The 12,255-nt window shown below is 72.0% G+C and carries 13 protein-coding genes; 2 read left to right on the top strand and 11 right to left on the bottom strand.

What is annotated here, in order from left to right; genetic code table 11:
• Window positions 1-44 precede the first annotated feature (44 nt).
• The 3 genes from ACZ6JT_RS14480 to ACZ6JT_RS14490 form a co-directional block, all read right to left on the bottom strand.
• A complete protein-coding gene (locus ACZ6JT_RS14480) occupies window positions 45-3,911 on the bottom strand; it encodes an AAA family ATPase (RefSeq protein WP_469209862.1) in 3,867 nt (1,288 codons plus the stop codon).
• A gap of 226 nt (window positions 3,912-4,137) precedes the next feature.
• Window positions 4,138-4,356, bottom strand: coding sequence for a hypothetical protein (locus ACZ6JT_RS14485; RefSeq protein ID WP_030708500.1), 219 nt, complete (start codon window positions 4,354-4,356; stop codon window positions 4,138-4,140).
• A 348-nt stretch (window positions 4,357-4,704) separates the two neighbouring features.
• On the bottom strand, window positions 4,705-4,986 hold the full coding sequence (locus tag ACZ6JT_RS14490; RefSeq protein ID WP_030708499.1) for an acylphosphatase: 282 nt from the start codon (window positions 4,984-4,986) through the stop codon (window positions 4,705-4,707).
• A gap of 135 nt (window positions 4,987-5,121) precedes the next feature.
• Between ACZ6JT_RS14490 and ACZ6JT_RS14495 the strand changes: the two genes are divergently transcribed.
• On the top strand, window positions 5,122-6,048 hold the full coding sequence (locus ACZ6JT_RS14495; RefSeq protein WP_469209864.1) for a CAP domain-containing protein: 927 nt from the start codon (window positions 5,122-5,124) through the stop codon (window positions 6,046-6,048).
• Between the two features lie 5 nt (window positions 6,049-6,053).
• Here the strand turns inward: ACZ6JT_RS14495 and ACZ6JT_RS14500 are convergent, their stop codons facing one another.
• Window positions 6,054-6,656, bottom strand: coding sequence for a flavodoxin family protein (locus ACZ6JT_RS14500; protein ID WP_467947842.1), 603 nt, complete (start codon window positions 6,654-6,656; stop codon window positions 6,054-6,056).
• Window positions 6,657-6,803: 147 nt separating this feature from the next.
• Between ACZ6JT_RS14500 and ACZ6JT_RS14505 the strand changes: the two genes are divergently transcribed.
• Window positions 6,804-7,208: a winged helix-turn-helix transcriptional regulator gene (locus tag ACZ6JT_RS14505; RefSeq protein WP_469209866.1), complete on the top strand. Its 405-nt coding sequence runs from the start codon at window positions 6,804-6,806 to the stop codon at window positions 7,206-7,208.
• On the opposite strand, the gene mutM is transcribed toward ACZ6JT_RS14505, so the two are convergent.
• From mutM to rsmD, 7 genes are all read right to left on the bottom strand, one after another.
• Complete coding sequence (mutM, locus tag ACZ6JT_RS14510) at window positions 7,181-8,065, bottom strand: bifunctional DNA-formamidopyrimidine glycosylase/DNA-(apurinic or apyrimidinic site) lyase (RefSeq protein ID WP_469209867.1); 885 nt, start codon at window positions 8,063-8,065, stop codon at window positions 7,181-7,183. The two genes, ACZ6JT_RS14505 and mutM, sit on opposite strands and share 28 nt — an antisense overlap.
• Window positions 8,066-8,180: 115 nt before the next feature.
• On the bottom strand, window positions 8,181-9,026 hold the full coding sequence (rnc, locus tag ACZ6JT_RS14515) for a ribonuclease III (protein WP_469209868.1): 846 nt from the start codon (window positions 9,024-9,026) through the stop codon (window positions 8,181-8,183).
• 19 nt (window positions 9,027-9,045) lie between these two features.
• Window positions 9,046-9,219 (bottom strand): 50S ribosomal protein L32, encoded by a 174-nt coding sequence (rpmF, locus tag ACZ6JT_RS14520; protein ID WP_003965982.1) that lies wholly within the window; start codon window positions 9,217-9,219, stop codon window positions 9,046-9,048.
• Between the two features lie 2 nt (window positions 9,220-9,221).
• The gene (locus tag ACZ6JT_RS14525; protein WP_351287722.1) at window positions 9,222-9,890 is read right to left on the bottom strand and encodes a YceD family protein; all 669 of its coding nucleotides are present in this window, start codon (window positions 9,888-9,890) and stop codon (window positions 9,222-9,224) included.
• A 122-nt stretch (window positions 9,891-10,012) separates the two neighbouring features.
• Complete coding sequence (locus tag ACZ6JT_RS14530) at window positions 10,013-11,041, bottom strand: ATP synthase subunit B family protein (protein ID WP_469209869.1); 1,029 nt, start codon at window positions 11,039-11,041, stop codon at window positions 10,013-10,015.
• Between the two features lie 103 nt (window positions 11,042-11,144).
• Window positions 11,145-11,624, bottom strand: a complete 480-nt coding sequence (gene coaD / locus ACZ6JT_RS14535; protein WP_365470141.1) for a pantetheine-phosphate adenylyltransferase — start codon at window positions 11,622-11,624, stop codon at window positions 11,145-11,147.
• A 14-nt stretch (window positions 11,625-11,638) separates the two neighbouring features.
• Complete coding sequence (gene rsmD / locus ACZ6JT_RS14540) at window positions 11,639-12,217, bottom strand: 16S rRNA (guanine(966)-N(2))-methyltransferase RsmD (RefSeq protein WP_365469753.1); 579 nt, start codon at window positions 12,215-12,217, stop codon at window positions 11,639-11,641.
• Window positions 12,218-12,255: the final 38 nt, after the last annotated feature.

The following is a 12,255-nucleotide window of genomic DNA, read 5'->3' on the forward strand; positions in this document are numbered from 1 at the left end:
CTGAGTGAAGAGAGCCACAGCGTTCACTTCCTGAAGTGAACGGGTCAGCGCAGACGCTGACTGATGACCTTGGAGACCCCGTCTCCCTGCATCGAGACGCCGTACAGGGCGTCCGCGACCTCCATCGTCCGCTTCTGGTGCGTGATCACGATCAGCTGCGAGCTCTCCTGGAGCTCCTCCATGATCCGGATCAGCCTCTGCAGGTTGGTGTCGTCGAGCGCGGCCTCGACCTCGTCCATCACGTAGAACGGGCTGGGGCGCGCCTTGAAGATGGACACCAGCAGGGCAACGGCGGTCAGCGAGCGCTCGCCGCCGGAGAGCAGCGACAGCCGCTTGACCTTCTTGCCCGGCGGGCGGGCCTCGACGTCGACGCCGGTGGCCAGCATGTTGTCGGGGTCGGTCAGGATCAGCCGGCCCTCGCCGCCGGGGAACAGCCGCGAGAACACCCCCTCGAACTCCCGGGCCGTGTCCCGGTAGGCCTCGGTGAACACCTGCTCGACACGCTCGTCGACCTCCTTCACCACTTGAAGGAGATCGGCTCGCGTCTTGCGGAGGTCCTCCAGCTGCTCGCTGAGGAACTGGTGGCGCTCCTCCAGCGCGGCGAACTCCTCCAGCGCGAGCGGATTGACCTTGCCGAGCTGCTGGTAGGCGCGTTCGGCCGCCCTGAGCCGCTTCTCCTGCTGGGCGCGGACGAACGGGCCGGGCCGGTTGCGCGGGTGCTCCGGGTCCTCGGGCAGCTCCTCGCCCTCGGCGGGCGGGGACGGCGGCACCGGCTGGTCGGGGCCGTACTCGGCGACGAGCCCGGCGGACTCCATGCCGAACTCCTCCAGCGCCCTCGCCTCCACCGCCTCGATGCGCAGCCGCTGCTCGGCGCCGAGCACCTCGCCCCGGTGGACGGAGTCGGTGAGCTTGTCGAGCTCCCCCTTCAGTTCCCGGCCGCGGTTGCGCGCCTCGCCGAGCTCCCGCTCGCGCAGGCCCTTCGCCCGTTCGGCCGCGCCGCGCTCCTCGTCGGCCCGCCGCAGCGAGACCTCCACGTGCGCGAGGAGCTGCCGGGAGCCGTCGGCCACCGCCCGGGCCACTTCCGCCTCGTGCCGAAGCCGCGCCCGGCGCCGCTCGGCGCGGGTCCGGGCCTCGCGTTCCGCCCGGGCCGCGCGGTCGAGGGAGTCGGCCCGGCCGGCCAGTCCCCTGACCCGCTCCTCGTGGGTCCGCAGCTGCAGCCTGGCCTCCATCTCGGTCTGCCGGGCGTTGGCCCCGTCGGCCGCGAGCCGGTCCCGGCGGGAGCTGTCCGGCTCCTCCTCCACCGGCAGTTCCTCGGCCGTCGCGAGCCTTTCCGCGCACTCCTCGACGTCGGCCAGCGCCTGCTCCAGCGCGTCCTGGGCCTTGGCCGCCGCGGCGGCGCTGCGCTCGGCCTCGCCGGCGGCCCCCTTCGCCTGCCCGGCGAGGCGCCCGAGCTGCTGCGCGACCCCGGCGCGGGCCTGCTCCGCGGCGCGGCGGCGCTCGGCGAGCTCGTCGACCAGGGCGGCCGCGTCCCGGCGGCGGGACTGGGCGGCCGTCTGGGCCGCGGCCAGTTCCGCGCAGCGCTCCTCCAGCTCGGTCAGCTCCGCCGCGGCCTCGTCGACGGCGGCCTGGACCTCGATCAGGCTGGGCGCCCCGGCGGAGCCGCCGTGCGCGAGGTGCGCCCCGAGCACGTCTCCGTCGAGGGTCACGGCCACCGCGTCGGGTCGCGCCGCGACGAGGGCCTCGGCGGCGTCGAGCGTGCCGACGACGACGTGGTCGCGCAGTACCCAGGCGGCCGCCCGCCGCGCCTCGTCGTCCCCGTCGACCAGCCGCGCCGCGGGCACCCCCTCGCCCGCGGCCCAGCCCCCGGGGCTCCGCACCGCACCCGGCGCGTCAATCGCCGGCGGGGCTGGGTTCTGCAGCCCGTCCGGCGTATGAGGAGCGGGTCCGGGCAGGGCCCGGTCTCGGGAAGGGGCGGGGTGGGGGACGCCTCCCCCGGCCGGAGCCTGCCCGGGCAGCTGGGCGCCCGGCTCCGCGGCGGAAGCCGATCCCGGCCCCGGCGCCCCCGACAGCCCCGCCGGGTCGGCGGCCCGGCCCCGGACGGCTGCCAGACCCGCGAGGTCGGCCGTCTGGTCCGATACGGCCGACAGACCCGCGAGGTCGGCCGTCTGGGGCGGGACGGACGGGGGTGCGGTCGGGGCGGGCGGGGTGATCAGGAGGGTGGCGCGGCCCGCGTCCGTGGCGCGGAGGTGACGGATCGCCTCGGCCGCCGCACCCGGGGAGGACACCGCCAGCGCATCCGCCGCCGAGCCCAGCGCAGCGGCCACGGCGGCTTCACAGCCCGGCGTCACCGTCAGCCGCTCCGCCGCCGGCCCGAGCAGCCCGGCCAGCTTCTCCCGGGCCGCGAGCAGCGCCCCCGTACCGTCCTTGCGGCGCAGTCCCATCGCCAGCGCGTCCCGGCGCGCCGACACCGCCGCCCGTGAGCGTTCCGCCGCCGACAGCGCGTCGCGCGCGGCGGACAGGCCCGCCTCGGCCTCCGCCAGCTCCGCCCGCGCCGCCTCGTGGTCCGTGTCCGCCGACGGCTCGTCGAGCCCGCCGACCTCCTCCGCCAGTGCCTCGTACTCCGCCTGCGCCGCGGCGGCCCGGGACTGCGCCCCGTCCCGCGCCGCGACGAGGCGGTCGATCTCCGCCTGCGCCGCCCCCGCGCGGGAGCGGGCCGCGCCGAGCCGCCCCGTCAGCCGGGCCAGCCCCTCGCGCCGGTCGGCGATGGCTCTCGCGGCGTCCCGCAGCCGCCGCTCCTCCTCGGCCAGCGCCCGCTCCAGCTCGGCCCGGTGCTCGGCGGTGTCCTCCAGTGCCCGCGAGGCCGCCTCCAGCGCCGCCGCCAGTTCCGCCTCCTGCTCGCGGATCCGTGCGGCCTCCCGTTCCAGGTCCTCCGGGTCGCGGCCCCTGCGCTCGTCCTCCACCGGGGCCGTCGCGCTCTTGACCCGCGCGTCCGCCAGGGACGCGGTGCCCCTGACCCGTTCGGCGAGCTGTGACAGCTCGTACCAGGTCTGCTGGGCCCGCTGCAGCCGCGGCGCGAGCTCCCGTACCGCCTCCTCCAGCTCGGCCTCGCGCCGCAGCGCGAGCGCCAGCTGGGCCTCGGCGGCCTCCTTGCGCTCCTTGAGGGCCGCCTCGTCGGCGATCTCCGCGTCCAGCGCCCGCCGCAGCGTGACCAGGTCGTCGGCGAGCAGCCGCAGCCGCGCGTCGCGCAGGTCCGCCTGGATCACGGCGGCCCGCCGGGCGACCGCGGCCTGCCGGCCCAGGGGTTTGAGCTGCCGGCGCAGCTCGTCGTTGAGGTCCTGCACGCGCGCGAGATTGGCCTGCATCGCGTCGAGCTTGCGCAGCGCCTTCTCCTTGCGCTTGCGGTGCTTCAGTACGCCCGCCGCCTCCTCGATGAAGGCGCGGCGGCCCATGGGGTCGGCGTGCAGGACGGAGTCCAGCTGGCCCTGGCCGACGATGACGTGCATCTCTCGGCCGATGCCGGAGTCGGAGAGCAGCTCCTGGATGTCCAGCAGGCGGCAGGTGTCACCGTTGATCTGGTACTCGCTGCTGCCGCCGCGGAACATGATCCGGGTGATGGTGACTTCGGCGTAGTCGATGGGCAGCGCGCCGTCGGAGTTGTCGATCGTCAGGGACACCTCGGCGCGCCCGAGCGGCGGCCGGCCGGTGGTCCCGGCGAAGATGACGTCCTCCATCTTCCCGCCGCGCAGGGACTTGGCCCCCTGCTCCCCCATGACCCAGGACAGCGCGTCCACCACATTGGACTTGCCCGAGCCGTTCGGACCCACGACGCACGTGATGCCGGGTTCGAAGCGCAGGGTGGTGGCGGAGGCGAAGGACTTGAAGCCACGCAGGGTCAGGGACTTGAGGTGCACGCCGCCGGACTCTACCTTTCACGTTCGGTTTCACCCATGAAGGTGCAGGGCACCACTGACGCTAAAGGCATCACGCCCCCCACCTGGCCCTCTGGTCCGCGGTGCGGAGGTCATGGCGGGAGGGGCTCAGAGGGGGGCGGGGGAAGGGCCGAAGAAAGAAAGAAGGGACGCCGAAGCGTCCCTTGCAGATCTGACGGGGCTGGAGTCGAGCGACGAGTAGCGCGGATCAGGTGAGCGCAGGCTCCGCCTGGGGTACGTCGATGTCGATGCGGTCCAGCAGCGAGTCTCCGTCGTGCTGAGCGGCGGCCGCGTTCAGCGCGTCATTTTCGGACTGAATCCGTACGAGCTCGGACTCGAGGTCCTGGACGCGCTGCTGAAGCCGTCGCATCTCGGCGAGGAGTCGCGGATCGGAACCGCCGACGTAACCGAGAAGCGCCTTTGCCATGATGGATGGTCCTCCACACTGAGTGACCGACCGAAGCGGTGTGGGTCGTGAGGGAATCGCACCCGCGGATGTCCGGCAGCGACTGACAGTCACTGCGCTTACTACTGCCAACACTGCCAAACAGCTCAGGTGCGGGGGGCTTCCAGCGTCTCACCAAAATGTTTGACGGTCAACACGATCACACCCCGTATCGGTGGGCGTTCCGGCCCCGGCTGGGCACGTGGAGATCATCCTCATCTCCGAGCCTTCCACGGTTCTCCCCCCTCGGCAACGCGTGGGCGACGAACGCGCAGTTCCGACCGTGTGCGGACGATCAGAGGTGTGATGAGTTCATGATCAGTCGATCGATCACCGCATCCCGAATCCGTCGTAGCCACCGCGCGGTGTGCCCCAGATCTCTGTCACTCCGTCCACCCTGCCGGGCGTGTCGGCGGAGCGCAGCCAGTCGAGCAGCCGGTGGCAATTCTCACGTTGACCTTCGGCGACCACCTGTACCCGCCCGTCGTCGAGGTTGAGCGCGAAGCCGACGACGCCCCCGATCTCCAAGGCGTTCTCCCTGGTGAACCAGCGGAAGCCCACTCCCTGCACACGGCCGCGCACCCAGGCGGTCAGACGGACATCTTCGTTCATGCGTGAACGCTAACCGGGCGATCACTTTCCGGACACATCGCCCCTTGGCCCCATGGCGTACAGTCGCGCAGCAATGAACTCACCCATTTGGGTGAGTAAGGGACGATCTTGATCCGGCAAGGAAGGAACGAAGCGATGGGACGCCACCGACTCAACGCCGCGCCGCGCGGCGGCGGCAAGCGCGGCACCGTCCTGCGCACCAGCCTGCTGGCCGTATCGGTGGCCGTGGCCCTCGGTACGGCGGCCGTGACCACCGGCGTGGTGCCGGTCGGCGCCTCGTTCCCCTATGTGGGCGTCAGCGGTACGGGTACGGACGCCACCCCCGCGGCCAAGGCCAAGGCCTCGCCCCCTGCGGACTCCGCGGCCGAGCAGCCGGGCGGACTCGCCAGCCTGTCCGGCCGCGCCGGCACGGGCACCGCCTCCGGTTCCCCGTCCAAGACCCCCTCGGCCTCACCTTCCCCGTCGGCCTCGCCGACCCCTTCGTCCTCACCCTCCCCCTCCGCCTCGCCGAGCGCCGCCGCCTCGCCGAGCGCCGCCGCGTCCGCCGCGCCGAGCACCCCGCCCGCGGCCAAGCCCGCTCCCGCCACCAAGGCCCCGGAGAAGAAGCCGGTTCCGGCGCCTTCCAAGCCGGCCCCGGAGCCCTCGAAGCCGGCCACCCCCGCGCCCCGGCCGGACCTGGACGGTCACTCGGCCGAGGAGGCCGCCGTGGTCGCCCTGGTGAACCAGGAGCGCGCGATGGCCGGGTGCGGTCCGGTCCGGGCCAACCCGCCGCTCGCGACGCTGGCCGGAGCCTTCAGCAAGGACATGGCGACCCGGGGCTTCTTCAGCCATGACGACCCCGACGGCAACAGCCCGTGGGACCGCGCCGCGAAGGCCGGCATCGCCGGCCTCGGCGGCGAGAACATCGCCCGCGGCCAGGGTGACGCCGAGGCCGTGATGAGGGCCTGGATGAACAGCCCGGGCCACAAGGCGAACATCCTCAACTGCGAGTTCCGCACGCTGGGCGTCGGCGCCCACTTCGCGGACGGCGGCCCGTGGTGGACCCAGGACTTCGGCTTCTAGAAGGCTCAGGCCCCGACGGCGGCCAGGGCCGCGCGGCCCGCGATCACGATGCGGGTCTGCTCGGCGACGCGGCGGCCCAGGTGCTCGGCGGTCGCGATGTCGGCCTTGTGGACGGCGTCCGCACCCTCGTCCGAGTTGCTCTGGGCGGCGGCGCCGGCGAAGACGCCGAGGCGGTTGAGGTCGTTCTCCGAGGCGGTGCTGCTGTTCCAGCCCGGCTTCAGACCCAGGTTGACCCAGCTCATGCCGTGCTGGGCGGCGAGGATCTGGAAGAACTGCAGGGTGTGCAGCTTGTCGCCGCTCTTGGACGCGGAGTTCGTGAAGCCGGCGGCGACCTTGTCCTGCCACACGTCGCCGAACCAGCGCTTCGAGGTGGCCTCCGCGAAGACGTGGAAGGCGCCGGAGGCGGTGCCCATGTAGGTCGGGGAGCCGAAGACGATCGCGTCGGACGCGTCGAGCAGCTCCCACTGCGCGTCGTCGATCTCGTCGACCTTGATCAGGTGGACGGTCGCGCCCGCGTCGGCGGCGCCACTGCGCACCGCCTCGGCGATCACGGCGGTGTGGCCGTAGCCGGAGTGGTAGGCGATCGAGACGACGGGGGTGTGCGCGATACCGGACAAGGTGCTCTCCCTCAGGAAACTCCCCCGTCGCGCCGAGCGCGGTGCGGTGGGAGCAGGACTGTGACGACACCCAGAGAAGCACTAACTTTTGGAAAGCGCAACCCTCTAGTTAGCGCTGCGGAGGAGTACGCTCTTCCTATGGAGACCCCTGTCCGAACCGAAGCCGCCGGGACCGAGCAACCGTTCGACGTCTTCGCGCGTGCCTGCCCGTCCCGCGAGACGCTGGAACACGTCACCGGCCGCTGGGGCAGCCTCACCGTGGGCGCCCTGCGCGAAGGCCCCTGCCGCTTCAACGAACTGCGCCGCCGGGTGGAGGGCGTCAGCGAGAAGATGCTCTCGCAGACCCTCCACGCACTGGAGCGCGACGGCATAGTCAACCGCGAGGCCCAGCCCACGAACCCGCCGCGCGTCGACTACGAGCTGACCCCGCTCGGCAGGGAGGTCGCGGAGCGGCTGCTCGCGCTCATCCACTGCCTCGAGGGCAACATGCCCGCGGTGCTCAGCGCCCGCGAGGCCTACGACACCACGCGCGGCGGCCTCTGACAGCGCGGGCAGAAGTAGCTCGACCGGTTCATCCACGGGCGGCGGCGCATCGGGGTGCCGCAGCGCCGGCACGGCTCGTCCTCGCGCCCGTAGGCGTCGAGCGAGCGGTCGAAGTAGCCCGACTCGCCGTTGACGTTGACGTACAGGCTGTCGAAGCTGGTGCCGCCTACCGCGAGAGCGGCGTTCATGACGTCCCGGACGTGGCCGAGGAGTTCGGTACTCCGGGGGCGCGTGAGGTTGGCGGTGGGTCGCTCGTAGTGCAGTCTGGCGCGCCACAGCGCCTCGTCGGCGTAGATGTTGCCGACCCCGCTGATCAGGGACTGGTCCAGCAGCGCCCGCTTGACGGTGGTCCGCTTGGCGCGCAGCGCGAGGTGGTACGCCCCCTCGTCGAAGAGCGGGTCGAGCGGGTCCCGGGCGATGTGCGCGATGACGTCCGGCAGCCCGTCGGCCGTGTTGTCGTGCAGCGAGAGCCCGCCGAAGGTCCGCTGGTCCACGAAGCGCAGCTCCGTCCCGGCCGCACCCGCGGCCGAGCCGCCGTCGGAATCGGTGAACCGCACGCGGATCCGCAGGTGCTTCTCGTCGGGGGCGTCCTGCGGCTGCACCAGCAGCTGCCCGCTCATCCCGAGGTGCCCGAGCACGGACAGGTCCCGCCCCTCCAGCGGCAGCCACAGGTACTTCCCGCGCCGCTGCGGCACTCCGAGGGTCTCCCCGCGCAGCCGGTCCGCGAAGTCGGCCGCGCCGCCCGGGTGGCGGCGCACGGCCCGCGGGTGCAGGACCTCGACGGCCTCGATCGTCCGCCCGGCCACCCAGCGCTCCAGCCCCCGCCGCACGACTTCGACTTCGGGCAGCTCGGGCACGGTGCACCTCCGGGGACGCGGATCTGGACGCTCCCGGCGAGCGTACCGGCCCCCTGTCAACGGAATCGCCCGCCCCTGCGCGGCAGGGGCGGGCGGGCACTTCCGGAAGGAAGGGTCAGGCGTCCGGCGCCGGATCGGCGGGCGTCGGCACCCCGCCGTCCTCGGCCACGGCCGGAGCCGGGACCTCGGCCGGAGCGGCGGCGGCCGCGGCAGCCGCCGCGATCCGCTCGTCCGCCGCGGTGCGGATGCCGCGCCAGGCGGACTCCGCGGCTTGCTGCTCCGCTTCCTTCTTGCTGCGGCCGGTGCCGGTGCCGTACGAGACACCACCGACGCGAGCGGCAGCAGTGAAGGTCTTCTCGTGGTCCGGACCGGTCTCGGTGACCAGATATTCCGGTACGCCAAGACCTTCGGCCGCCGTGAGCTCCTGGAGACTGGTCTTCCAGTCCAGGCCGGCCCCGAGGTTCGAGGACTTCTCGATGAGCGGGTCGAAGAGCCGGTGAACCAGCTCCGAGGCCGCGTCGAGGCCCTGGTCGAGGTAGACCGCGCCGATCACCGCTTCAAGGGTGTCCGCGAGGATGGAGGCCTTGTCCCGGCCGCCCGTGCCCTCTTCACCCCGGCCGAGCCGGATGAAGGAGCCGAGGTCGAGGCCGCGCCCGACCTCCGCCAGTGCGCGCGAGTTGACCACCGCGGCCCGAAGCTTGGCCAGCTGGCCTTCGGGAAGATCGGGGTGGGTCGTGTACAGCGTGTCCGTGACCACCAGGCCCAACACGGAGTCCCCGAGGAACTCCAGGCGTTCGTTGGTGGGCAGACCGCCGTTCTCGTACGCGTACGAGCGGTGGGTCAGTGCACGCACCAGAAGGGCGGACTCGAGTTGATACCCGAGCCGCCCTTCCAGAAGCGTGTGGGACGAGGCCGCGTTGTTACTGTCTGCCTGCTTCTCAGCGTTGGACAGCTCAGACATTGCGCCTCTCACCAGCCGCTCAGACCTCGAGGACCTGGCGCTTGTTGTAGGTGCCGCAGCTCGGGCACGCAATGTGCTGGAGCTTCGGCTCCTGGCAACGCTCGCACGAAACCAGGGTGGGGACCGCAGCCTTCCACTGCGACCGGCGGTGGCGCGTGTTGCTGCGCGACATCTTCCGCTTCGGAACAGCCACGGCTACTTCTCCTGCTTCTCGGCGGCGCCCTGAACTCCGTCAGAGGCAGTGCCGCTCATGTTGTCCTTCTCGTCGTCCTGATCGGTCACGACGAGTCCTTGCAATGCCGCCCAACGGATGTCGACGGCGTCATGGTGGTGGTCCGGGTCGTCGTTCAGGCTGAGCCCGCAGTCGGGGCACAGTCCGAGACAGTCCTCCCGGCACACCGGCTGCAGCGGCAGTGCGAGCACCACCACGTCGCGCAGCACGGGTTCGAGGTCGAACAAACCGTCCTCGAGGAAGAGCGTGTCCTCGTCGTCCTCGGCGTCGTCGGCCGGTTCCGCCTTGGAGCGGCTCCGGTCGTCGGCGTCAGGGTACGAGAACATCTCCTGGAAGTCCGCCTTGAGCTCGCGCTCGACGGACTCCAGACACCTTACGCACTCCCCCACGGCCGATGCACGGGCGGTGCCTGTGACAAGCACCCCTTCCATGACCGACTCCAGGCGGAGCTTGAGCTTCAGCGGGCTGCCTTCCGGCACCCAGATGACGCCGGCGAGACCGAGGTCCGCCGGTGCCGCGATCTCACGGGACAGCCGCTGCATGGCACCAGGACGCCGACCCAGCTCGTGCGTGTCGAACACGAGCGGGTTGCGGTGGTCGAGGCGGGTATTCAGGGCCGTTCCTGCTTTCACAGATCGCTGAAGATCAAAGAATGCTGCTAGTTAGCCGCACGTAAGGGCAGCACGGATCGCGGTGCATACGCGCGACCGAAGAGCCAGGATACCCGGCGCGACGCCCAGCGCCCAATCCGGTGCTAGCGGCCCTGTTCGTACTGGCGCAGCTGGTCCAGGTTGATCATGCTCGTGTCGAAGAGGCTGGTCTCGTCGAGCGAGGGCTGCTGCGCCTGCGGCTGCTGCTGGTACGCGGCATAGGGGTCCGGCTGCTGCTGGTAGGCCGCGTAGGGGTCGGGCTGCTGCTGGTAGCCGCCGTACGGGTCCTGGTAGGAGTACGCGTCCTGCTGCTGGGCGGCGGGCTGCTGGTAGGCGTACGAGTCGTACACGGGCTCGGCCTGGGCCGGGATCGGCGCCGGCGCGTGCGGCGGCTCCGGCTCGGCCAGGCCCGCCAGGAAGTCCGAGTCGCTCGCGGAGCGCGAGGCCTGGCCGCCGGACGCGTCCTGGGCGGCCATGTGCACGCCCAGGTCGTCCGACGGGACCCGGCCCAGCAGCTTCTGGCGGCCGCGGCCCACGGCCTCCAGGGTCTTGGTCAGCACCGCCTCGAAGGTCGCCAGCTTCGTGTCCACGTACGCGTCCGCCTGCTGCCGCTGCGTCTCGGGGTCGTGGCTGCGCTCGGGCGCCTCGTCGTAGTCGGGGTCCCGGTAGCCCTGATCGTCCAGGCCAGGGCCGCGGCCCAGCAGCTTCTCCCGGCCGCGGTCCACCGAACCGATGGTCTTGGTCAGCACGACCTCGAAGTTGGCCAGCTTGCTGTCGACGTAGTCGTCGGCCTCCGCCCGGATCTCCTCGGCCTCGCGGCGGGCCTCCTCGAGGATCCGGTCCGCCTCGGCCTGGGAGCGCCGCGCGATCTCGGTGTCGGAGATCAGCGAACCGCGCTGGTTGTGGGCGGCGTCGATGATCCGCTCCGCCTCCCGGCGGGCCTCCTCGACCATCTGCTCACGCCCGCCGATGAGCTCCTGAGCCTGCGCGAGCGAGCCGGGGAGCGCCTGGCGCACCTCTTCGAGCTGGGCGAGCAGCTCTGCGCGGTTGATCACGCAGGAGGCCGACATGGGCATGGACCGGGCGCCGCCGACGGCCGCGACGATCTCGTCGAGCTTCTTCTGCACGTCCATGGGGGCTCGCACTCTCTCGGCCTCGGGCGGTTCCTGAGACGGACGGGACGACTGTAAGGCCACCGGGCGGGCGCCCGACACTGCCTGACGGCCCGTCAGTCGGTCAGCGGTTGCGCAGCCGCTCCAGAAGGGCCGCGTGCACGTGCGCCGGCAGCAGGTGGGCGACGTCGCCTCCCCAGGCCGCGACCTCCTTGACCAGCGAGGAGGACAGGAAGCTGTAGGTGGGGATGGTCGGGACGAACAGCGTCTCGACGCCCGACAGGCCCATGTTCATCTGCGCCATCTGGAGCTCGTAGTCGAAGTCGCTGACCGCGCGCAGGCCCTTGACGATGGCCGGGATGTCGCGCTGCTTGCAGAAGTCGACGAGGAGGCCGTGGAAGGACTCGACCTGGATGTTGCCGTAGCCGGCGGTCGCCTCGCGGATCAGCTCGATCCGCTCCTCGACGGTGAACAGGCTCTGCTTCGACTTGTTGATCATCACGGCAACGTGCACGACGTCGTAGAGCCGGGAGGCGCGTCCGATGATGTCGAGGTGTCCGTTGTGGATGGGATCGAAGGACCCCGGACAGACGGCGCGGCGCAACTGAACTCCCTCGTTCATGAGTCTTCGCTGGTGAAGGCGGCGCGGCCGTACCACAGAGTGCCCTCGCCGTACTTGCGCGACCGGAGCGGCTCGAAGCCCTCGGGCCACGGGAAGGCACCACTCCTGGTGCTGCGCTCCACGGTGACGAGCGCATCGCCGGTGATCCAGCCATTGGACCGGAGTGTGAGGAGGATCTCCCGCAGGTCGGCGCTGTCCACGGCGTACGGCGGGTCCAGGAAGACGATGTCGTACGGGTCCCCGGCGGCCCTGGCCGCCACGATCTGCTCCGCCTTGCCCGCGCGGAACTCCGCGCCGGGCAGGCCCAGCGTCCTGATGTTGTCCCGGATCGCCTTGGCGGCCTTGGCGTCGGACTCGACGAGCAGGGTGTGGGCCGCGCCCCGGGAGAGCGATTCCAGGCCGACGGCGCCGGAGCCGCCGTACAGGTCGAGCACCCGCGCCCCCTCCACGCCGTGCAGCGACTCCCAGGTGGAGAAGAGGCCTTCGCGCATCCGGTCCGAGGTCGGGCGGGTGCCGGTGCCGGGGGGCACGGCCAGCCGTCGCCCGCCGGCGCTGCCGGCGATCACGCGGGTCATCTGGGGTCCTTCGGTCCGGCGGTAGGGGGCGCCGCGGG

Source organism: Streptomyces sp. NPDC046308, assembly GCF_055588065.1.